Raw genomic sequence first — 21,501 nt, 5'->3', positions numbered from 1 at the left:
GAAGGTGAAAACGCCTCCTGCCGAAGGTGGCATTGCGTCTTATCTCAATGGGAACTGACCTCGACTCAGCGAGACTGGCCAGGCAAAGCCTGGCTGGCCTGCGACAGCAGACTGGCTTCCGAAATACTAACTCTCTGTCTCATCAATTTCACGAAGGTAGTCCAAAACTTCTTCGAGAGAGAAGTATCTGCACCATCTCTTCTGTTCCCTGCCATCGACCTGCACGATAATCGTCGGGACTGTAAAGACAGAGTGTTCTGAAGCAACCGCAGGATTCTCGACGGTATTTATCTTGTAGAATTTCCAGGAAACAAAAGTGTCTTCAACTTCATCAAGTTTTGTTTCAATCGCTGTACAGACGCCGCAGCCGGGACTGAAGAAGTCAATAAGAACCTTTCCGATGACTCCCCTCAATTCTGCCAGAGTTACTTCCTTCACTTCATCGCCTCCTAAAAGCATTATAATTGATAATAATAGTAGAATTTATGCGAGGTGGAGTCTTGCAACAGAAGAATCAAGATACGGCAGTTTTTGTACCCATTGTGGAGATCCGCGGGGAATACTATCTGCTTTTGACTCGAAGATCAACAAGAATAAGCCATCCTGGGCAGGTCAGCTTTCCTGGGGGTCATATTGAAGACGATGAAACTCTTCTAGAGTGCGCGATAAGGGAAATGAGAGAGGAAATTGGTGCCTCTCCGTCTTCTCTTGAAGAAGTCTGCCCGCTGAACGTAAACACTACAGTCACATCCGGAAAAGTAATTACCTCATTCGCTGGATTCATTGACAAACTTGAGTTCAAACTAGACAGGAGAGAAGTTGAGGATGTGATCTTTCTTTCGCTAAAGGCTCTTAGCCTTACCTCCCCAGAGACAATTATTATGCCGAATGGAAAGAAGACCATCAGATACCGCTTTCCTGGTTTCGTAGTATGGGGCGCAACGGCCAGAATAATTGAAGCATCTATTGAAAGGATAATTGAAATTATTGAAAATCGCGGCAACGGGAATTCCGACTGTCTTAATGATGATGAAGTAATACATATAAGAGAGGAGTGATTTGATGCTAGATTTCACATTTCACAATGCAACAAAGATAGTTTTCGGAAGAGACACTGAAAAACAGGTTGGTCAAGAGATCTCCAGGTACGGTAAGAAAGTACTCCTTCACTACGGTGGAGGAAGCATAAAGAAGACTGGCCTGTACGATCGTGTAGTCAAAAGCTTGAAAGAATCAGGAGTGGAGATCTTCGAGCTGGGCGGAGTCAAACCGAACCCCAGACTCTCACTTGTAAAGGAAGGCATTGAACTATGCCGAAAGAACGGGATAGACGCAATCCTCGCTGTGGGCGGAGGAAGTGTTATCGACTCGGCTAAGGCTATTGGAATTGGCGTCCCCTATGAAGGTGATGTCTGGGATTTCTACTCAAAAGGCAAGAAAGTGGAAGAGATGCTCCCGCTCGGCGTAGTGCTGACTATACCGGCGGCCGGAAGCGAATCAAGCGGCGGATCGGTTATTACAAATGAAGACGGCTGGTACAAAAGAGCAACCAACAGCGTAAATATGAGGGCAAAATTCGCAATAATGAATCCCGAACTGACATTTACGCTGCCTAATTACCAGACGGCAGTCGGGGCAGTGGACATAATGTCCCATGTAATGGAAAGGTACTTCACAAATGTCAAGAACGTAGATTTCACGGACAGACTCTGCGAAGCTACACTTAGAACGATGATCAGGAACACTCCAATAGCTCTAAGAGAGCCCGAAAATTACGATGCGAGAGCCGAAATCATGTGGGCCGGAACCATAGCGCATAACGACTTGCTTAGTACGGGAAGAATAGGAGATTGGGCTACCCACGGCATTGAGCATGAACTCAGCGCGATATATGACATAGCTCACGGCGGGGGCCTGGCTATTATGTGGGCTCCATGGATGACATACGTCTACAAGCATGACATTGAGCGCTTCGCCCAGTTCGCTTACAGGGTGTGGGACGTCGAACCGAACTTCCGTAATCCTGAAAAGGCTGCTCTTGAGGGAATCAAAAGGCTGAAGGAATTCTTCGCGAGCCTCGGCATTCCCGTTACCCTAACAGAGGCCGGAATTCTAGACGACAAGTTTGACGAGATGGCCAAGAAGGCAACTGAAGACGGCCCTCTGGGTCAGTTCGTGAAGCTTTACAAGGATAATGTAAAGAAGATCTACGAACTGGCGAAGTGAAATTACTCGAACGTAAAACGTTATCCATTTGTTCAAAAGAGAAGAAGATCCCCAGCTGGAAAGCTGAACCAGATTGTGGGATTTAGAGTTAGGAAACCTTGGAAAACCAGTTAGAATGATAATCAAGTTGACGGGGCGTGCGGCGGCACGCCCGCTATTAAGGATCAATCTTCCCAAGGATAAAGATCGTCCTCTTCAATAGTTGAACGAACCAAATTCTGGCCAGAAGCATGCCAGAATGACGCGAAAGATTGTCATCCCGAACTTGTTGTTTCGGGATCTGGGTTTTTGAGAAACCGTGGTACGTGGTAGCAGGTAGCGGGTTCGTAAGAGCAAGAGAAACGGCTGACCGTTGAAAGGTTCTCCGTTCTCAGAAAAGAACGGTTGCAAGTTCCAGTTGTGAGTTGCATGTGCGAATAGATTCGATCCAAACGGATGTAGGGGCGTGCGGCGGCACGCCCGCTATTAAGGATCAATCTTCCCAAGGATAAAGATCGTCCTCTTCAATAGTTGAACGAACCAAATTCTAGCCAGAATTATGCAAGAATGACGGAAAGGACTGTCATCCCGGACTTGATCCGGGATCTGGGCTTCGAACTTGTTTCTCGAAAACTCGCTGCAGATACCACTGGTTCTTAAGTCCCGGGTTTGTATTCTCAACTTTTCACAGATCCAACATTTCTATCAAATAGTGGAATCTCCGGCTGTTTTTATAACCGCCAATAATTAAGTTGATAGGTCTTGATAGAGTCGCTTTGAACCGACTTTGAATACTCGTTTTAGTATCTGATTTGTTTTTCTTTTGCCTTAGTCAGAATCGAAATTTCCGGTATTATCGTTTCAAGCTCCTTCAAGAATTATGAGCAAATCTACTTTCTAATCATTATTCTAGAAGCATAATGATCGATCTGATTCAGGTTACTGCCATTTTGAAAACACTACCACAAAACATTTCGTTGAGAAGAACTAATACTAACAATTTCATCAATAAGAATGCGTTTATTTCTCTTAGTCAATGTTAATTGCATCTAGTCGTTCTAGATTACTCCAGAATCGAATTGGTTTCAGAGTAACCAAATTGTAGAATTAAATAGTTACATAAGTAAGTTACATATGTAACTGAATACAAAAAAGGGAGGTTCTTGCATGCGAAAATCTACGCTATTGGTATTCTTGATGCTAGTAGTATTAGCTTTCACAGGAGTATCACAGGTAATCAATATCTGGATCGGCGGACAAGTTGCTGAGCTGGATGAAACCTGGGACATGATTGTGAAGGAGTTCGAAGAAAAAACTGGGCTTAAGGTAGAGGTTCAACTGTTTGGCTTCGACATTTACTACGACAAACTTCTGACGGCACTACAGGCAGGTCAGGGTCCTGATCTCGCATTCGCCGACCTTGGTGGATGGGTTCCAACATTTGCAGAAAAGGGCTGGTTAGAACCAATGGGAACCCTTCTTGACTCCTGGGACGGAACTGAGGAAATCTGGCCGAATTTGTGGCCGACGGTTCTGCACAACGGTGAAAGATACGGTCTTCCGTGGTATACAGATTGCCGACTTCTTCTTTACAATCAGACGATGTTCGATCAGGCCGGACTTGACAGGAATGACCCGCCGGCAACATGGGAAGAACTGGTCTACCAGGCTATGAAGCTCACAGATGCTAGCAAGAGAGTTTTCGGTTATGGAGTCAGTGGTACCAAGACAGAGCATACAACTCTTGCTTACATAATCTTCCTTTACGGTGCTGGTGGTCAGCTTTTGACGGATGATTACTCAGCGGCTGCCTTCAACACTCCTGAGGGGCTCAGAGCTCTTGAGTTCTATACCGATCTCGCGCTTACTTATGCTGTAAGTCCGAATGCAGTTACCTACAACGAAGATGACTACAGAAACATGATGGCTCAGAACAGAGTTGCAATGGCTGTTGGCGGGCCCTGGTCGTTCCCGCTGATTGAGACAGCCAATCCCGACATAGTTGGGAACTACACGGTTTCCCTTCACCCTTACGGAGCAACGCCCGCAAGTGTTCTCGGCGGTTGGGCACTGGTTATCCCATCTGCAAGTGAAAACAAGGATAATGCATGGGAGCTCGCTAAGTACCTGACGAGCTACGAGACTTGGATGACCTGGATCGAAGCTAAAGGCGGTCCAATGCCTTCCAGACAGGACGTTTGTTTTGACGCGCCAGTTCTTCAGGACCCGAAGTGGAAGGTTATTTTTGAGACTTTCCCACACGCGGTCTCAAGACCTCCAATTCCCGAATATCCTCAGGTTTCTGAGCAGATTCAGATCATGATTCAGGACGTACTTCTTGGAAAAGCCACACCTGAAGAAGCGATGAAGACTGCTGAAACAAACGTAAACGCAATACTGGCTAAGTGATAAACTTTCCATGGGGCGGGCAAGAGCCCGCCCTTTTAACAATCCCTGACGAAAGGGTTGAAAACAGATGAAAAAACTTGTAAGAGAAGAGAAGACAGCCTTCAAAATGGTACTGCCCTATCTCTTGATAGTAGTCTTGCTCTTCGTTTATCTAATAGGCTCGAACATATACAGCAGTTTCACAACAGAAGAGGGTACCTTCACACTTCAGAACTACACCAGTGTATTCACTGACCCTGTTGTCGGAAGATCAATGATTAACACCGTCTTCTGGGTAATAGGAAGTGTACTTGGGCAGTTGCTTTTGGGCTTGCTCGTTGCTCTGCTTCTTAATGAATCGACAAAAGGGCAGATATTATTCAGAAGCATCATTCTCATACTTCCCTGGGCAACGCTGGACATTGTGGCCGGTGTGATGTGGAAGTGGATGTACAACGACATGTACGGTGTACTCAATGATATTCTGGTTAAATTGAATATGATAAATGATTACATACCCTGGCTCGCTACTGAAAATATGGCTATGATCTCGGTAATAATTGCAAACATATGGAAAGGCTTTTGTCTTTCTGGAATGTTTTTCCTAGCTGGTCTTCAGACAATACCCCCCGATCTTTATGAAGCTGCAGAAATCGACGGCGCCAACTCTATCAAAAGATTCTGGAGGATAACTATTCCCCAGCTTAAGCCGGTTATTATGACAACTCTTATGCTTACTGTGATCTGGACGATCAACTACTTCCCGCTGATCTATATCATGACGGGAGGTGGACCGGGATACGGCACAGAGACTGTAGTTACCTATATCTACAAACTTGGATTCAGGTTCCTGGAGTTCAATAAAGCCGCCGCACTTTCAAATATCCTGTTCATTGCAATATTCGCTATCGCGTTCGTTTTCCTGAGAAACATTGCAAAGGAGGAAGCGAGATGAAGAGAAGTACAAAGAAAAAGGTTAAGAGGTCAATTACCTATTCTCTGCTAATATTCCTCTCAGTAGTGATAGCCTTCCCCTTTGTGTGGCTTATCCTAACTGCAATAAAAACCTATCCTGATATCTATGCCTATCCAATTAAATATTTCATATTCGAACCAACGAGAGAGCACTTTGACAAGATAGCCGACATGAATTTCTGGTCTTATTTCAAGAACAGTGTTATCGTAGGAACCGGGACAATGTTCTTCTCTATACTTATTGGATTGTTCCCGGCTTATGCGTTTGCCAGATACGAATTCAGATTCAAAAGGCCGCTACTCACGGGAGTTCTGGTATTTCAGATGCTTCCTGTCGTAGTGTTCCTTTTGCCGATTTTTAAGACGCTCAACAATGTTGGAATTCTGAATACATATTTCGGCCTAATCCTATCTTACTTACCATTCACAACGCCAATTTCCATTATGTTCATGAGAACCTTCTTCTTATCAATACCAAAATCGCTGGAAGAAGCTGCGCGAATAGACGGCTGCACCTTTGGTCAGGCGTTCAGAAAGGTTATTCTGCCGATCACGCTTCCAGGGATAGCAGCCGTAGGCGTCTATGCCTTCTTGTTTTCATGGAGTGAACTCATGTACTCAATGTCCATTCTGACATCCAAGGCAAAGCAGACAATCCCGACGTTCCTTCAGCTTTTCGTGGGTCAGTATCAGACTAGGTGGGGTCCGCTCTTTGCGGGATCGATACTAGCGACGATTCCACCACTTATAATATTCATGATCTTACAGAAGTTCTTTATAGCTGGACTGGTAAGCGGATCTGTGAAGGAGTAAGAGATGATTAGCGATGAACTGCTCTTCGAGGTTGCGACCGACTACTACGTTAAAGGAATGCTACAGAAGGATATTGCTAATAAGTACGGCGTTTCGAGAGTACAGATTAGCAAGTACCTCAAGATGGCGCAAGAAAGAGGAATCGTTCATATTGAAGTTGAACAGCCTTCAGTAAAAACATCCGTTAGAAAGGAATACGAAGATTTTTTCAGGGAGAAATATGATCTGAAGAAGATGTTCATCGCCAGAGGAGCGAGAAACGAAAAGACAGTCTTGAAAGCCCTTTCAAGGGAGGTTCATAAATACTTAAAAACACTACCTGAAAAGCCTATGAATATAGGGCTTGGATGGGGCAACACAGTCTTCACAGTAGCAGAATCGATTGAGAAACTTGAAAGACCGGACTGGCAACTTATTCCTCTATCAGGGGGTACCGCAAGACTTGCCGATAAGAGGTTTAATATAAACCACATAGTCCAGAATTTCGCCACTCGACTATCGGGAAAGGCCGTTCCAATGTATTTACCCTTCATATTCGAAAATGCCCACCAGCTGGAGAACACAAAGCAATCTCTGGAGTACATGAACATCCAGAAACTATGGAACTCACTGGATATTATCATCTGCAGTGTTGGATACTCCATCGCGCGATCACCCCTGTTCAGGGAGAATTTGCTCGAAGTGAGCTATGCGGACGAGCTCGAGAAGAACGATGTCGTAGGAGACGTACTGACTCACTACTTTGATATAAACGGCAAAAGATTTGAGAAAAACATTCTCAACAAGTGTATTAACCTTAGCTTTGAGCAATACATGAATGCAGGTGAAAGAGTCATTGTCGCTGCTGGTCACCACAAAGTGGACGGTCTTGTGGGAATGCTTAGAGGTGGCTTTGCAGATGTTCTTATAACAGATGAATTTACAGCAAAATTTGTGAAAGAATACATAGTTTACGATGAAGGAGGGCAATAACATCGATACTTGTATCCTTAATTTAAATCCTTGTTATGATCACTGGGTTATTCTCAAGAATCCTACAAAGATCCCGAACGTAGTACGAGGAGACGAAGTAGTAACACTCGTGGACGGTAAGGGACTCAATATTGCGAGAGTGCTTTCCAAGGTTCTCGGACACAGTGAGTATTTCTGCATAAACATACTTGGCGGACAGGTTGGAACGATAATTGAAAAAGAGTGTAATCATCTGGGAATAGTGACCGAAAACTTCTGGATAGAAGATTCAAACAGGATTAACACTGCCCTGGTTTACGAGTACGAAAACAAAATGCTTATGATAAACGAACCTGGACCTCTTATAAAGCCAAATGAGATAGAGGGTTTTATGGAGTTTTTTAATGACCATGTCAGACCGGGTATGAACCTCGTAATCTCGGGCAGCGCCCCGAGAGGTTTCGAGAACGGTTCCCTTCTTCAACTTGTTAGAATTGCCAGAGAGGCCGGTTGCAGTTTGAAAGTGGACATCGCCGGTTCCTGGTTGTCTAAGATCGTGACAGCTTCACCGGAACTCCTAAAAATCAACGCGGATGAACTGAAGGTTGCCTTTGGAATCAATAAAGACGATTTCAAGTCAATGGATGATTTCAGAAGGGACTATTCGATCACGGATCTAATAATCACGAATGGGAAAATGGGCAGTGTATGGTTATCGGAGAGTGAAAAGCTTCATGCGAGATCAATTAAAGTCTTTTCTGACTTCTCAGTTGGTTCGGGCGACTCTTTCTTTGCCGGGCTTATTTACGGTCAAGAGTCGAAGATGTCAAAGAGAGAGGCACTGAAGATTGCTGCCGCTTGCGGCGCCGCGAATACTATGCATTATGGAGCCGCGATTTTCGAATACTCCGATGTACAAAAGGTAATCGGCGACGTAATTGTTACGGAAGTGGTGCTATGAATGTCTTCCTTGGAATAGACGTTGGAACGACGAACATCAAGTGTCTGGTTCTTGGAGAAGATGGAAGGATCTTGAAAGTGCTACATTCGCCGACTCCGAAAAATAAAGAGGGGGGAGTCGAGTTTCTAGATCTAGAACTTACCAGATCATACGTCAAGAGTGTAATCGAAAAGGTTGGCAAACTTCATTCTCTTGCGGCGATAGCCTTTTCTAGTTTTGGAGAGACGGTTATCCCGGTTAGGCAGAGAGAGGTCCTGACAAAACCCGTGATGTGGTACGACAGATCAACTTACCGCCTATGGGAAAGTCACAGAGAATCAGTTGACAGTCTGGCTGCTTACAGAATAACGGGGGTTGAGAATAGTTACACCTTCTCGCTCTACAAGATACTCCTTCAGAAGGAAGCCTTTAAACCAGAAGAAGTCGAGAACTGGCTGCCAGTATCTTCTTATCTTGCTTACTCACTGGGGGGCGAACCAGCCTGGGATATGAGCCAGGCGTGCAGATCCTTCATGGTCAACATACACTCTCGCAAATGGAACTCATCATTAGTCAAGTACATCGGAGAAAGCGAAGAAACAATGGGCGAACTCAAATATACCGGAGAACAGGTTGGACACACTAAATCCGGAGTTCCTCTTGTAAGTGCAGGCCATGATCATATCACAGGACTTTACGCTGCACAGGCATTTGCGGGTGGCAAGGAATTTCTCTTTGATTCAATGGGTTCAGCCTCCGTAATTGCCGCCGTTGTTTCCGGTACCGCCGAATCGCTGAATTTCGCCGGCCCATTTATGCCGGGGGGAACGGTAGGAATAGCATACAAGGATCATCAGTACTACATCGAGAGCAATGTTAGATACTACGGGAAACTGCTGCAATCTCTAATGGATCTAACCCAGACTGATGCCACGAAGGAAGGATACGAGAGACTGAACAGGGAAATAGAAAGGCTTAGCCATGTGAATTCAAGGCCGCTCTTCCTTGTGAATGGCGATCTTATTGTTAATGAAGGACTGCAGGGAATAACACTCCTTGAAATGCCTATTCCTTTGAACAAAGAGCAGCTGATGCAATCTGCTTACATATACCTTTCCTCAATCAGCAAGCGAATCGTGAATAACATTGAGATGATTACGAAAAAAGAGCTGCCAATAATCAGTGGAGGAGGAGGGAGTCTCAATAATCTGCTTATGAAATACAAGGCTTCACTGCTCGGAAGAGAGATCTGGGTCCTGCCTACAAGCGAATTGACCGCTCTGGGTGGAGCTTTTGCCGCGGCTCATGGTGTTGGGGCCGATGAGGTTATTGAAAAATGCGTAACCCTTCTCGAACTGGAAGAGATTCATCCGGACAAACAGCTAGGTGAAACGCTGAAAGAGATCTATGAGAAGAACGCGAAAGAGTATCTGGCAATAGAAAGAAGCAAAAAGATAGACATTCAGGAGGGATAATATGCCGTTAGTATCGCTTACAGATGTTCTTAAGGATGCGCAAGCAAAAAAATATGCCGTGCCTGGTTTCAACTTTCATCTCTACGAGGACCTCGTTGCGATTGTAGAAGCAGCGCAGGAAGCAAGATCACCGGTTATACTCATGGCCGCTGGAACCTGTATAAAACACTGGGGGCCGACGCTCGCAGCGGCTCTAGTTAAAGACTTGGCTGACAGGGTCGATATACCGGTCGTTGCACATCTAGACCACGCCAGCAGTCTTGAACTGATATTCAAGTCTATCCACGCAGGGTTCACTTCAGTTATGTACGACGGCTCCATGTTGCCCGTTGAAGAAAACATTGCCAACAGCAAGATTGCAGTCAAGGTTGCAAGAGCTTTCGGTGTATCGGTTGAAGCCGAATTGGGAAGAGTGGCAAAGGGTGAAGAAGGAGAATCGGCCGTTGAGATACTTACCGATCCTTCAGATGTAGTTATGTTCTGTGAGGCAACCGACGTCGACGCGCTTGCCGTAGCCGTAGGCACTGCACACGGAATGCAGAAGCAAGAAGCTAAAATTCATTTGGATCTGGTTGACGCGGTATCTGAAGTCTCACCCGTACCACTTGTACTTCATGGTTCCAGCGGGGTCTCTGACAACGACCTCAAGTACATAGCCACAACTGGGTTCTCCAAGATAAATATCGGTACAAGACTGAAGACCGTTTTTACTGAGGGTATTAGAGAAGTCCTACAGAATGACCCAAGCCTAAACGATCAGCTGAAACTACTAAAATTAGCTGTTCTAAGAGTCAAGGAGACAGTAAAAGAGAAAATAGAACTTCTTGGAAGCGGTAATAGAGTCTGATTTCTGACTAAACGTCTCACTGAAGATAGACAGGATATAGAATTGATATCATTTGGCATATGGCTCTACCGAAAGTGTAGGGACTTAACATAAAACTGATTAAAATTACAATAAACGAGGCGGTCTGCCGTTCTAAAAACGAAGACGGTTCTAGATTTCGACGACTCTTGTGAGATTATTCGGCGAATCAGGATCAACGCCTTTTATTAAGGCCCTTTTGATTCCTATTAACTGAAAAGGCATAGCTCTAAGGAACCAATCTCCGAAGTCTTTTTGGGGATAACCGGTTGAGATCGAGTGCTCATTTCTACTCGTGCCTGAGTGAATATAGAGTACTGTACCTCCCAGTCTCATGATGTCATGAGCAACTTTCAACTCTTGATCATAAGCCTTAGGATTTGTTGACACGACCGCAAGAGATTGTTGGCCAATCTTTGATTTTGGTCCATGTCTAAACTCAAGTGTCTGATAACAATCAACGTCTGAGAGAGAAATCTCTGTAACCTTTATCACGCCTTCCATACAGGCAGCAAAATACTCATCATAACCAAGGAATGCATAATGAGTGAAAGTTCCTGCTTTAATGAGCTCAAGTTCAAAATTCGCATTAGCAATAATCTCTTGAGATATCGATGGAATTACTTCCAAATATCTATCGAGAAGCTCATGAGTAAAGAGATCTCTACAGAGAGCTGACATTAGAAAAGACATTGACGTAAAAGACTTAGTCATGACAATTGCTTCTTCCTTAACAAAGCCAATTTCAAGACTGACACTTGCGAAACGAGAGATCGAACTTTCTTCAGAACACGTTACAGCAACGGTTAGGGCGCCTCCCATGTTTGCCGCTTTAATTGCCGCAACCGTTTCGGAAGATTCGCCTGAACGGGAAATACCCACAACAACAGATCCTGGAACAACATCAGCAAGCCCAAGCATAACCTCTGAACCGCTCAACAATCTTGATTTGACTTTACCACCAGACATTCGCCTTGCTTGCATAGACAGACCCATTGAAAGGTAATATGAACTACCACAACCGACAAAGTCAATCTGACTTATATTGGCTTTCTGAATGATCTCCCTAGTCCTTCGAACGATTTCTTCATAGTTCTTGGCAACTTCAGCAAGTATCTTGGGTTGCTCACGGACTTCATTTATCGTAATCAATTCATTTCCTCCTATCTTAATCAAGCGTAGGCCTATAGGTTTCGGTTCTCCCAATTTGACGCTGAAGTAGATCCATCAAAACTCTGGCAAAACCGTTTTCATCATTTGAAGGTCCGATTAGTGTGGCTACTTTCTTGGCTTCCCATGAACCATTAGCCATGGCTACAGAAACTCCCGCAGACTTAAGCATCTCAATATCGTTATCACTGTCGCCGAAAGCAACTGCTTCTTTGGGTGAAATACCGAGCTCCTTGCATACAATAGCAAGTGCTTTGCCTTTGTCAACAGCAGGCGAAGTTACATCCAGGTAGATATCACCCGCCCGTGTGAATCTGATAAGTGGAAAGTCACGAGCAAAACCATCTCTAACCATAGGAATCTCTTCAGTGGCTGAAATAATCACTAGCTTTGTAGGAGCATGAGTCTTCAGATACTCAGCGAGTTCATGTACTACTACAGGTTCTAATCCTGCATGCAAGGCATAATCCGCAGCTGTATTATTAATTTCCGAGAAAACCAGTCTATCATCAATATAGGCGTGAATATGGATAGAATTGTCAAATGCCTTCCTCGTGATAGAAGATGCAACTAATGGATCTAGCTTTGTCCTAGAAATCAATCTTCCTCCAACAGTTATTCCTGAACCGTTGAAAGCAATAATGTTATTAGATTCTATCTCTTGAGGCAAAACATTTCTGATAGACACTGTGGAGCGACCACTGGCAAACACCAAATAAATTCCAGATTTCACTGCCTCTCTCAGAGCAAAAACATTCTCCTCAGTTAGTTCCTCTTTGCTGTTCAAAAGAGTTCCATCAATATCGGAAAAAACTGCGACAATTTTCTCCAGCTTTGAAATAGCCTCTCCAAACACCATTATCCTTTCATCCCCGAATTAGCAAAACTTTGAACAAAAAGCTTTTGGAAAACTGTGAAAGCTATCAGAAGAGGACCAACGACAATCAAGGTTGCAGCCATCAGCAAGCTCCATTCGGCTCCACCTTCTGCCTGCTGAGCGAATATCGTGAGCCCAACTGTCAGTGTCCTTGATCTGGAAGTTTCTGTTACCAATAGAGGCCATAAAAATTCGTTCCAGTGATATGTGACACTAATTATCGAAAAGGCAATCAGTGTTGGCCTCACAATCGGAAGGAAAACGTGCCTAATTAACTGGAATGTGTTGCATCCATCAAGCTTTCCAGCATCCTCAAGAGATTCTGGTACACTCTTAAATGCCTGTCTCAACAAGAAAGTGCCCATTGCTGAAGCAAAATATGGCAACATAACTCCTAATCTTGTATCAATTAGACCCATCTGACTAATCGTAAGATAATTGGGAAAAATCGTACTCTGCAGTGTAATCATTAGTTGCGTTAGGAACAAAATGAAAAGAAAATCTCTGCCTGGGAAATGTAATCTGGCAAAGGCATACGCTGCCATTGTTATTGTGACTATTTGGATAGCCAGAAGCCCGAAAGACGTGATTACCGTATTCAAGTAGTAACTAGTAAAGGGAGCATAAGACCAAGCATTTGCGAAATTGTCAAGATTCGCTTTCGTAGGCAGAAGGTTGAAGGGCATCGAAAAAATCTCTGTCTTCGTTTTGAATGCAGTAGTTGTCATCCAAATGAGGGGCATCAAAATGATGAGCGAAAACACAATAAGTATTATGTAAACAAGAGAACTTGAGAGAAACCTTCTTCGCTTCATCAAATCACCTCTCATAATGAACAAAGTGCTGCAATCCAAAATAGTATACAAAGGTGAAGATCAACAATATCGAAAACAGAACAACAGAGGCACTGCTAGCCACACCCGTATCCCAGTAAACAAAGCCATTTTGATAGATGTAATAAAGTAATACATTTGTGGTGTTATAGGGCCCGCCTCTTGTCATCACGTAAACCTGATCTACTGATTGAAAGGAATTTATGATTGCCATTAGAGTAACAAAGAAAGTTGTAGGCGAAAGAAGGGGCAGGGTGATTTTTCTGAACTTCTGCCACGGATTTGCTCCCTCAATCACAGCCGCTTCATACAGACTTTCATCTATAGATTGCAATCCAGAGAGAAAGAGCAACATGTAGTAACCTGAGAACTTCCACACGGAGACTATTATTATTGAAACCATTGCGTACGGAGTGGTATTGAGCCAATCAATATTCGATGGCAGATTAAGAACATCAAGTACCTTGTTCAAAAGCCCATATGACTGGCTGAAAAGAAAGATCCATACCATTGATGCTGCCGCAATAGGAATCATGGTAGGGTAAAAGATGGAAAATCTGAAAGCTCCTCTTAATCTTAGTTTCTTGTTTAGAAGAATCGCAAACAGCAAGCCCAATAGGATTGCCGGTATAACACTTCCAATGGAGTAAACAAGATTGTTCAGAATGACTTGCTTGAAAAGCCTACTTCCTAACGTGTACTCGTAGTTTGCTAGCCCAACAAACTTTGTAACTCCTCCTGCCACTTTCTGAAAGAGACTCAGCCAAACGGATCTGACCACCGGGTAGTATGTAAACACTATCAGAAACAAAAAGCTTGGAAGAATCAGCAAATATCCGAGTAGGTAGGTTCTCCATCTCTTAGTCATTCTCATTTCTAGCACCCCCATTAACAACAAGAAAGGAGGAGCAAATAGCTGCTCCTCCTCGCCAATCTCTACCTATAAGGCCTCAATACTCTTTCTGCCTCTTCCTGAGCGGCATTTAGAGCATTCTCAGGGCTGATGATACCGGCAATGGCGCCTTCAAGAGCATCTGTCATGAAACGAGCTATCTGTCTCGCAGCATGTGTCGCTGGTGGTTCTCCAGCGGGAACGTACTGAAGTTGTTCCCTTGCCTTCAATGCAAATGGGAATCCTTCTACATATTCTTTCATAGCTGGAACATCAAATGCATCTTCACGAACAGCAACGTAACCAGTTAACATGCTCCACTTTGCCGCTTGCTCTGGTAGTGTCATCCATTTTATGAACTCCCATGCAGCCTTTTGTCTCTCTTCGGGGATTCCTGACATAATTACAAGCTGTCCGCCTCCTGTTGGAACAGCCCTTACCACATTCATAGGAAGGAAAGCTACTCCCCAATCAAAGGTCGCACTATCCCTAACAAATGTCAAACTACCTGTGGAGTTGTACATCATAGCGGTTGTTCCGGCAACAAAATCAGCAGACGAGTCTCCGAACAGTCTCCTGGCTGGAGTCAAACCCTCCGCTACCAAAGATCTCATGAACTCAAGCGCTTCGACAGCTTCAGGACTGTTCAAACAAGTCTCGTTTCCCTCTTCGTTGTTAACCACTCCTCCATTCTGCATAATGAACGCAGAGAGAAGCCACTGGTCAATTGGAATCTCAACTCCCCATCTTTCTGTCTCGTCACCCGATTTTATCACTAGCTTGGATGCAATATCCTTCAGTTCAGTCCACGTCGAAGGTGGTTTGTCTGGATCCAGGCCTGCTTCTCTGAACATATCCTTGTTGTAGTAGAAGATTGGAGTACTCTTCTGGAATGGAATCGCAAACATCTCTCCAGCAACATCGCAGTCTTCAAGGAACGCCTGGAAATAAGGCTCCAGAAATGCGTCTCCACCTTCGGCTTCAATGAAGGCTTCAAGAGAAAGGATAATATTCTCGTCTGCAGCTGTCCAGACGTCTGCTGCGGTTAGTAGCGCTACATCAGGCGGATTTCCTGCTTTGGAAGCAGTTAAAGCCCTCTGAAGAGTCTCTGGATAACCGCCAGAGTAGATAGGTTCAACGATGATTTCGGGATGAGTTTTATAAATTCGTCAGCAAGTTCTCCCATATACCTTGCCAGAGGCCCGGCAACTCCCACCGGGAAATAGAACCTAAGAATAGTCGGATCGGCAGCAATTACAGTTACTGAGAAGACTGCCAAAAGGACTAACGCCGTTGCAAAGAATCTTCGCATGCATTTCCCCACCTTTTCTTGTTAGGTACTTTCCCAACAAAAATCAGTGTTGTTTTGTCCACAAGAATTTTCCCAGGGTCCTCCTGGGACTCAGGCTGCCAACGGCAACCTCTACATTCCCATTCATGGAAACCGATAACTTCGCAAACATTCCTGGAGCTCCTTTCTTTTCTGGCCAAGCCTCCGTAAATGACGGAACCGATATGAACGGTATCTTTTCTCCTACTTCAAAACTAAACCAGTGTACATGACCATTCACATAAGCAAGCACATTCTTCCCACTTTCTATTAGATCTCTTGCTCTTTCTCTATTCTTCAAAAATGCCAGGTGAGGAAATTGTAGAAAATGAGGATTTTCAGAAATCACCTGGTTGTCCACGGGATGATGGCCGAAGACTATTTTGGGCGTCTCTTCGCTATTGAGCTCCACACTTAGCCATTTCAGTTGTTCTTCAGAGATGTTGCCTCCCACACCTTCAATAACGGGCTCTTCTGTGTCCAGGAAAATGAGCTTGAACCCATTTGCGTAGGATGTTCTCCTTCCAACCTCTGCCCCGAATATCTCTTTGTTCTCCTCCTTAGTCAGATTGTGAAGATCATGATTTCCTAGTACCAAATAGTAAGGTAAGCATAAACTTCTGATAATTTCTGAGAATCTCAGCGCGTTTCTTCTATCTTCTTCATGGTTAAAATTATTTACTCTATCCCCCAGCTCAACCAAAATATCCGGTTTGATAACTGTGTTGATCTCTTTGGCGAATCTCTCCATCAGATCTGGTGTCTCTTCTCCTGGCCTTGTTGTGTTGCTGGGCCCCATGTGGACATCAGCAACAAGCAGTATTTCCAGCTTCTCTCGAGCGTTATTCTTTTCGGGCTTCACCTATTGTCTCCTCCTTGATACAGCAACGTAAGCTTTCGTGAAATTGAGATACTGGCTATTGGTTAACAAATGTGTTCTCCAAATTAGAAGTCCCATTAGATCCAACTCTTCTCAAACTCTCTCTTATCGCAACTGCGATCGCTCCTATTAGCCCCGACCTATCACCGTACTTGTTCTTGACTACTTCAGTAGAAACGGACAGACCTGGAAGCGCTCTATGGGCTACCTCTTCCTTAATAATCGGTTCTACCACAGACCATGCTTCAGTAATGAAGCCACCGATTATTACGTAGTTAGGACTAAGAAAATTTATAACATTCCCTATTCCCACACTAAGAATTTTTGTGATCTTCTGAACAGCCTTCACCGCTGGTAACTCACCAAGTGATGCCATCCGAGATATCTCTCTGGCCATATCCCTTATGCTCTCGGTGGGCAAACGCAGATTGTCCAGTAGATCAACATAACTCTCGACCAGCTTCCTATCAGAAACATAGGCTTCCAAACATCCCTGCCGGCCACAAGTGCAAATTTCTCCTTCTAAGTTTACTGTGGTATGGCCAATCTCTCCGGTGCTTATTCCGTTGTTCTTTAGGATTTCACCGTTCATCATTACTGCTCCACCAATTCCTTCAATCACATTGATGAAGACGATCATGCCTTTCTTTGTGTATAGCTCTTCATGAAACCATGTTTCGGCGATAAGAGATGCGGCTGATCTGCTCTCCCAGAAGACGGGAGCGGGCAGTTGCCCCAAATATTCTTTAAGATCAATCTGTGGCCAGTGCATATGGCTTGGGAATTTCAATATTCCATTACAGGTATCTACCACACCGTATAAACTAATTCCGATCGCCGACAATCCACCGTAGATTCCTTCTTTTCTATACATATTGCCAAAAACATCATTCACTTTCGAAAAGTATTCATTAGGAGCAAGTCTGCCAGGAAACTGATGGGTTTCCTCAACAAGAATATCTCCAAGAATGTTCGATACTGCTATCTGAAAGTGATTCCAGTGAAGATCTATTCCTGCGAAAAGTTTTTTCTTACTATCAAAACTAAGCAGAACAGGCCTTCGACCACCTCTGCCTTTTTTGGAGTACCCGATTCCTTTTTCCTCAAGGAATTCTTCTTCGATGAGTTCACTAGTAAGTGAAGAAATTGTAGCTCTCGTCAAATTCGAAAGCCTTGAGAGATCGGCCCTTGAAATCACTTTGTTAGACTTCACAAGATCAAGAATCAACCTCTTGTTCTTTGACTTCACTTCGTTGAGACTTGCCAAATCATCACCACCAAGACTGTTTGTTTGGTTAGTAACTAAACAAATAATAACGCTGCTTCACTACTTTCTAAAATGCGTTCTTGACCGTCGTGTTCCTAATGGCCTTAACCAGAGATGATTATGCCCGATTTACTCATTATTCTGGAACCAACTGCATTGTTTGATTCATTTGAGTCGTTGACAAGAGTAATGCTCTGGTCTCGTACTATTGTGCCTGTCATTGGGTAGGCATTCTCATCTTTTAGTCTCAAACTTCATTCAAGACAAAGTGTTGGAAGGCATTGCGAGAGATCTGCTTCTGTCCATTTGGTTGATTCCACAGCACCTGGAATGCGACAATTTTAGTGTTGTGTAGTGGAGGCTAGTCTCTTCTAGGCAATGGCTTGATCGAAAAGTCTGATAAATGTGTGACCATGTTAATAGGGCGAATTCGTTGAAAATTACGCGCCTTGGGAGCTACCAGACCCTGTAATCTCGTAGAGCCTGCCCTGAAAATTGCATGGTCACTCTGCACAAGATCTCTTTCTTCTCGTTCTTATCATCATCTCTCTTCTTGCGCAGTTCTCGTTTTTCGCTATGAATCGAGATTCTGGCCAGAATCATGCCAGAATGACGGAAAGGGCTGTCATCCCGGACTTGATCCGGGATCTGGGCTTTTGAGAAACCGTGGTACGTGGTAGCAGGTAGCGGGTTCGTAAGAGCAAGAGAAACTGGTTGACCGTTGAAAGGTTCTCCGTTCTCAGAAAAGAACGGTTACAAGTTCCAAGTGTGGTGTTGCATGTGCGAATAGATTCGATCCAAACGGATGTAGGGGCGTGCGGCGGCACGCCCGCTATTAAGGATCAATCTTCCCAAGGATAAAGATCGTCCTCTTCAATGGTTGAACGGACCTGACTTGTCTTTCTGTCGGGCTTCTCCCTGTCTATCTGCCATCTCAAGGGGTTATTCTCAATGTACTCACGAATTCGATTCAGTTCTTTCTCACTGCGGATGACATGTTCATAAACGATTCTGCCAATGCTACTCAAGATTACTCTGCCATCAACCATTGCTCCCAACAAACATTGCCTACGATGCGTACATATTGTCAAGCTCTCACGGGCGAACGGCCGTTCGCCCCTACAAAAGATTCGCATAATCGTATGTAATTGTCATCCCGTAGCATTTCGAATAGTGGACTGACGAGTTCCTAACCGTATGTCACCGTCTATTCAGCTAGAAGCGAAAAACCCAGACCCGGTTCTCCGTATGTGAGGTCCCTCCTTTTGCACGGTTCTCTTTCGGGCGAACAACCGTTCGCCCCTACAGAAAGAACTGCATAATCGTCTGGAATTGTCATCCCATAGCAGTTTATCGTAAGTCCCTCACTGCGTCTTCCCGAAGCAAATCTGCCTTTGCGCAAATCAATCCCTTTTCTGAGTTTTCATAACCCGGTTTTGATAACCCGTTCTTGCTAACCCGCTCTTTGTGCTATTTTTGGAGGACGGCGGACCTGTGACGGATAACGGCTCTTTTCAATGGTTCTTTATCCTCACTATTATATGAATCTTTGAAAACGAACTACTTTTTCGATTCTCATCAAGAATAATCATCCATAATCGCCCCCATTTGGCTCAGCTCGGACTTTGGTCACTAGACTGGTTGGAGTATTATCGTTGTAGGTAACGTTGTAAATTTTGACTTTCTTGCGATTTCCATGTGACATCCAATTGTATCCTTCCTGCGACAATCCTTTATTCTATCGTCATTTCGCTTAAATGCGGTCTCACAAAATCCGAAAGGAGTGATTAAATGTCGAAAAGACTTGGATTCGTTCTGGTACTTCTGTTTATGGTTCTCGCGATTCCGTCAGCACTGATGGCTCAGGATGACGACCCAGTTGTCATTTACTTCTTCCCTGGAGGCAGTCCGGGTGGTACATTTGCTACTGTGGTCTACAACGGAGCCGTTCATGCGGCTGAAATTCTGGGCGACAGAGTTGAGATGCACTATCTGTGGTCAGAATGGAGTCCTCAGATAATGGTTACCCAACTCGAACAGGCCATAGCTGCAAATCCAGACGGTATTGCAATAATGGGGCACCCTGGCGATGACGCTTATAGACCCTTCGTCGAAGAAGCGGTTGCGAAAGGAATTATCGTAACAAGCCAGAATGCAACCTTGCCCGGGCTCCAGGCGGAATTCGCAAGCCAAGGATTCGGCTATGTGGGCCAGGAACTTTACGCCTCCGGCTGGACGTTGGGTCAAGGCATTCTGCAAAGAGCAAATGTAAAACCAGGTGACCATGCACTCGTCTGGGGCCTCAAGTCCCAGCCAACAAGAGGGCAGAGAACCCAGGGAGCCATTGATGCTCTTGAGAACGGCGGCCTCATTGTGGACTATATCGAGATATCTGCTGAGGTCGACAAAGATGCGGCCAACGGAATTCCTGTAATAGTGGGGTACTTGCAGGCCAATCCCAATTGCAAGGTTGTGGTGACCGATCACGGGAACCTCACATCCGCGCAGCAAGCATATTTTGAGTCTGCAGGCTATGGTCCCGATGAAATCTACGGAGCCGGCTTCGATCTCTCACCGGCAACTGTCGAGAGTATCAAGTCGGGCTACACGGACCTCGTTCTTGACCAACAGCCATTCCTGCAGGGCTTCCTGCCGGTGATGCAGATCTATTTGACAAAGAAATTCGGATTCTCTGGACTCCACATCGACACAGGAGGCGGCTTGATAGGTCCTGACAACATCGACTTCATAGCGCCACTGGCAGAGAAGGGAATCAGATAATCTCTGTTGAATGAACACTGTGAATTGCGGGAGGGGTGAGAGCCCCTTCCGCTTGTTGGCATTTTCAGTTTAAAGAAGGAGGAGGTCCCTTGAGCGAGAACATTATTGAAATGAAAAACATTCATAAATCCTTCGGTGGGGTTCAGGCTTTGAGGGGAATAGACTTTCACGTCGGCCCCAACGAAGTGGTAGGTGTCCTCGGTGACAATGGGGCTGGCAAGTCAACATTGATTAAGATTATTTCGGGAGTCCATACCTTTGACTCGGGTGAAATGTACATAAAGGGTAAGAAGATTCATCCCAGGCATCACTGTGTGAAATTAGCGCATAGATTCGGAATCGAGACCGTCTATCAGGAAAAGGCTCTTGGAGAGAAACAGCAGCTCTGGAGAAACATCTTTCTGGGACGGCAGATAACCAACAGACTCGGCTTCATAAGAGTTAAGGAAGAAATCAAAGAAACTAACAAGATAATGAGAGAGATGATGAGATTTAGAGGAATCGGGGCTGGAGCAGAATCATACATAAGAACGCTTTCCGGCGGAGAGCGACAGGGTGTTGCCATTTCGAGAGCGATGTATTTTGACTCGGACTTGGTAATACTTGACGAGCCAACAATGGCACTGTCGCTTCAGGAAGTCAAAAAGGTGCTCAACTTCATCCTGGCAGTGAAAGAGAGAGGCAAGTCGTGTGTTTATATCTCACACAATATCGCAAACGTCTACCCTGTATCCGATAGATTCGTCGTCATAGATAGAGGTGAAGTCGTTTGTGAATACTACAGAAGAGACATCTCGCTGGAGAAGCTCAACGAAGAGCTAATCGAATTCACCAAGTCGAAAATCAAGTAGGCTACAGG

The 21,501-nt window shown here is 44.7% G+C and carries 22 protein-coding genes; 11 read left to right on the top strand and 11 right to left on the bottom strand.

What is annotated here, in order from left to right; genetic code table 11:
* Positions 1 to 126: 126 nt before the first annotated feature.
* Positions 127 to 438, bottom strand: a complete 312-nt coding sequence (locus Y697_RS00195) for a thioredoxin family protein (protein ID WP_121549710.1) — start codon at positions 436 to 438, stop codon at positions 127 to 129.
* Between the two features lie 26 nt (positions 439 to 464).
* Here Y697_RS00195 and Y697_RS00190 point away from each other — a divergent pair, with 26 nt between their 5' ends.
* The 9 genes from Y697_RS00190 (at position 465) to Y697_RS00150 (ending at position 10,594) form a co-directional block, all read left to right on the top strand.
* On the top strand, positions 465 to 1,058 hold the full coding sequence (locus tag Y697_RS00190) for a CoA pyrophosphatase (RefSeq protein ID WP_259462228.1): 594 nt from the start codon (positions 465 to 467) through the stop codon (positions 1,056 to 1,058).
* 4 nt (positions 1,059 to 1,062) lie between these two features.
* Positions 1,063 to 2,226, top strand: coding sequence for an iron-containing alcohol dehydrogenase (locus Y697_RS00185; protein WP_121549735.1), 1,164 nt, complete (start codon positions 1,063 to 1,065; stop codon positions 2,224 to 2,226).
* A 1,146-nt stretch (positions 2,227 to 3,372) separates the two neighbouring features.
* Complete coding sequence (locus Y697_RS00180; protein ID WP_121549708.1) at positions 3,373 to 4,614, top strand: sugar ABC transporter substrate-binding protein; 1,242 nt, start codon at positions 3,373 to 3,375, stop codon at positions 4,612 to 4,614.
* A 67-nt stretch (positions 4,615 to 4,681) separates the two neighbouring features.
* Positions 4,682 to 5,548 (top strand): carbohydrate ABC transporter permease, encoded by an 867-nt coding sequence (locus Y697_RS00175; protein ID WP_121549707.1) that lies wholly within the window; start codon positions 4,682 to 4,684, stop codon positions 5,546 to 5,548.
* Positions 5,545 to 6,381, top strand: a complete 837-nt coding sequence (locus tag Y697_RS00170; RefSeq protein ID WP_121549706.1) for a carbohydrate ABC transporter permease — start codon at positions 5,545 to 5,547, stop codon at positions 6,379 to 6,381. Before Y697_RS00175 ends, Y697_RS00170 begins: the two co-directional genes overlap by 4 nt.
* Before the next feature lie 3 nt (positions 6,382 to 6,384).
* On the top strand, positions 6,385 to 7,353 hold the full coding sequence (locus Y697_RS00165; protein WP_121549705.1) for a sugar-binding transcriptional regulator: 969 nt from the start codon (positions 6,385 to 6,387) through the stop codon (positions 7,351 to 7,353).
* On the top strand, positions 7,337 to 8,293 hold the full coding sequence (locus tag Y697_RS00160; RefSeq protein WP_121549704.1) for a 1-phosphofructokinase family hexose kinase: 957 nt from the start codon (positions 7,337 to 7,339) through the stop codon (positions 8,291 to 8,293). Before Y697_RS00165 ends, Y697_RS00160 begins: the two co-directional genes overlap by 17 nt.
* Positions 8,290 to 9,747, top strand: a complete 1,458-nt coding sequence (locus Y697_RS00155; protein WP_121549703.1) for an L-fuculokinase — start codon at positions 8,290 to 8,292, stop codon at positions 9,745 to 9,747. The genes Y697_RS00160 and Y697_RS00155 overlap by 4 nt, the downstream gene beginning before the upstream one ends.
* Position 9,748: 1 nt before the next feature.
* Entirely contained in the window at positions 9,749 to 10,594 is an 846-nt protein-coding gene (locus Y697_RS00150; RefSeq protein ID WP_121549702.1) for a class II fructose-bisphosphate aldolase, read from the top strand.
* Positions 10,595 to 10,744: 150 nt separating this feature from the next.
* Here the strand turns inward: Y697_RS00150 and Y697_RS00145 are convergent, their stop codons facing one another.
* The 10 genes from Y697_RS00145 to Y697_RS00105 form a co-directional block, all read right to left on the bottom strand.
* On the bottom strand, positions 10,745 to 11,764 hold the full coding sequence (locus Y697_RS00145; protein ID WP_121549701.1) for an SIS domain-containing protein: 1,020 nt from the start codon (positions 11,762 to 11,764) through the stop codon (positions 10,745 to 10,747).
* Positions 11,765 to 11,780: 16 nt separating this feature from the next.
* The gene (locus Y697_RS00140) at positions 11,781 to 12,641 is read right to left on the bottom strand and encodes an HAD family hydrolase (protein WP_121549700.1); all 861 of its coding nucleotides are present in this window, start codon (positions 12,639 to 12,641) and stop codon (positions 11,781 to 11,783) included.
* On the bottom strand, positions 12,641 to 13,474 hold the full coding sequence (locus tag Y697_RS00135; RefSeq protein ID WP_121549699.1) for a carbohydrate ABC transporter permease: 834 nt from the start codon (positions 13,472 to 13,474) through the stop codon (positions 12,641 to 12,643). Before Y697_RS00135 ends, Y697_RS00140 begins: the two co-directional genes overlap by 1 nt.
* A gap of 4 nt (positions 13,475 to 13,478) precedes the next feature.
* Entirely contained in the window at positions 13,479 to 14,366 is an 888-nt protein-coding gene (locus Y697_RS00130; protein WP_183083668.1) for a carbohydrate ABC transporter permease, read from the bottom strand.
* Positions 14,367 to 14,428: 62 nt separating this feature from the next.
* Complete coding sequence (locus tag Y697_RS00125; protein WP_259462231.1) at positions 14,429 to 15,514, bottom strand: ABC transporter substrate-binding protein; 1,086 nt, start codon at positions 15,512 to 15,514, stop codon at positions 14,429 to 14,431.
* On the bottom strand, positions 15,472 to 15,696 hold the full coding sequence (locus Y697_RS00120) for a hypothetical protein (protein ID WP_121549696.1): 225 nt from the start codon (positions 15,694 to 15,696) through the stop codon (positions 15,472 to 15,474). Before Y697_RS00120 ends, Y697_RS00125 begins: the two co-directional genes overlap by 43 nt.
* Positions 15,697 to 15,739: 43 nt before the next feature.
* A complete protein-coding gene (locus Y697_RS00115; protein ID WP_121549695.1) occupies positions 15,740 to 16,576 on the bottom strand; it encodes a metallophosphoesterase in 837 nt (278 codons plus the stop codon).
* Between the two features lie 55 nt (positions 16,577 to 16,631).
* Positions 16,632 to 17,861 carry an ROK family protein gene (locus tag Y697_RS00110; protein ID WP_183083667.1) on the bottom strand — a complete coding sequence of 410 codons (1,230 nt, stop codon included), beginning with the start codon at positions 17,859 to 17,861 and terminating at the stop codon, positions 16,632 to 16,634.
* 104 nt (positions 17,862 to 17,965) lie between these two features.
* A complete protein-coding gene (locus tag Y697_RS14525; protein ID WP_183083666.1) occupies positions 17,966 to 18,112 on the bottom strand; it encodes a hypothetical protein in 147 nt (48 codons plus the stop codon).
* Between the two features lie 591 nt (positions 18,113 to 18,703).
* Positions 18,704 to 18,910: a hypothetical protein gene (locus Y697_RS00105; protein WP_259462227.1), complete on the bottom strand. Its 207-nt coding sequence runs from the start codon at positions 18,908 to 18,910 to the stop codon at positions 18,704 to 18,706.
* Positions 18,911 to 19,652: 742 nt separating this feature from the next.
* Here Y697_RS00105 and Y697_RS00095 point away from each other — a divergent pair.
* Both Y697_RS00095 and Y697_RS00090 read left to right on the top strand, forming a co-directional pair.
* Positions 19,653 to 20,642 (top strand): substrate-binding domain-containing protein, encoded by a 990-nt coding sequence (locus tag Y697_RS00095; RefSeq protein WP_121549692.1) that lies wholly within the window; start codon positions 19,653 to 19,655, stop codon positions 20,640 to 20,642.
* Positions 20,643 to 20,731: 89 nt separating this feature from the next.
* Positions 20,732 to 21,493, top strand: a complete 762-nt coding sequence (locus Y697_RS00090; RefSeq protein ID WP_220665709.1) for an ATP-binding cassette domain-containing protein — start codon at positions 20,732 to 20,734, stop codon at positions 21,491 to 21,493.
* Positions 21,494 to 21,501: the final 8 nt, after the last annotated feature.

The organism is Mesotoga sp. BH458_6_3_2_1 (genome assembly GCF_003664995.1).
GTDB lineage: Bacteria > Thermotogota > Thermotogae > Petrotogales > Kosmotogaceae > Mesotoga.
This window is presented reverse-complemented; position numbering and strand designations above follow the sequence as displayed.

Coding starts and splice junctions, on each gene's coding strand:
- Y697_RS00175 (WP_121549707.1), top strand. CDS start 4,682: ATGAAAAAACTTGTAAGAGAAGAGAAGACAGCCTTCAAAATGGTACTG.
- Y697_RS00165 (WP_121549705.1), top strand. CDS start 6,385: ATGATTAGCGATGAACTGCTCTTCGAGGTTGCGACCGACTACTACGTT.
- Y697_RS00160 (WP_121549704.1), top strand. CDS start 7,337: ATGAAGGAGGGCAATAACATCGATACTTGTATCCTTAATTTAAATCCT.
- Y697_RS00150 (WP_121549702.1), top strand. CDS start 9,749: ATGCCGTTAGTATCGCTTACAGATGTTCTTAAGGATGCGCAAGCAAAA.
- Y697_RS00155 (WP_121549703.1), top strand. CDS start 8,290: ATGAATGTCTTCCTTGGAATAGACGTTGGAACGACGAACATCAAGTGT.
- Y697_RS00170 (WP_121549706.1), top strand. CDS start 5,545: ATGAAGAGAAGTACAAAGAAAAAGGTTAAGAGGTCAATTACCTATTCT.
- Y697_RS00130 (WP_183083668.1), bottom strand. CDS start 14,366: ATGAGAATGACTAAGAGATGGAGAACCTACCTACTCGGATATTTGCTG.
- Y697_RS00180 (WP_121549708.1), top strand. CDS start 3,373: ATGCGAAAATCTACGCTATTGGTATTCTTGATGCTAGTAGTATTAGCT.
- Y697_RS00120 (WP_121549696.1), bottom strand. CDS start 15,696: ATGCGAAGATTCTTTGCAACGGCGTTAGTCCTTTTGGCAGTCTTCTCA.
- Y697_RS00105 (WP_259462227.1), bottom strand. CDS start 18,910: ATGGTTGATGGCAGAGTAATCTTGAGTAGCATTGGCAGAATCGTTTAT.
- Y697_RS00140 (WP_121549700.1), bottom strand. CDS start 12,641: ATGGTGTTTGGAGAGGCTATTTCAAAGCTGGAGAAAATTGTCGCAGTT.
- Y697_RS00095 (WP_121549692.1), top strand. CDS start 19,653: ATGTCGAAAAGACTTGGATTCGTTCTGGTACTTCTGTTTATGGTTCTC.
- Y697_RS00135 (WP_121549699.1), bottom strand. CDS start 13,474: ATGAAGCGAAGAAGGTTTCTCTCAAGTTCTCTTGTTTACATAATACTT.
- Y697_RS00185 (WP_121549735.1), top strand. CDS start 1,063: ATGCTAGATTTCACATTTCACAATGCAACAAAGATAGTTTTCGGAAGA.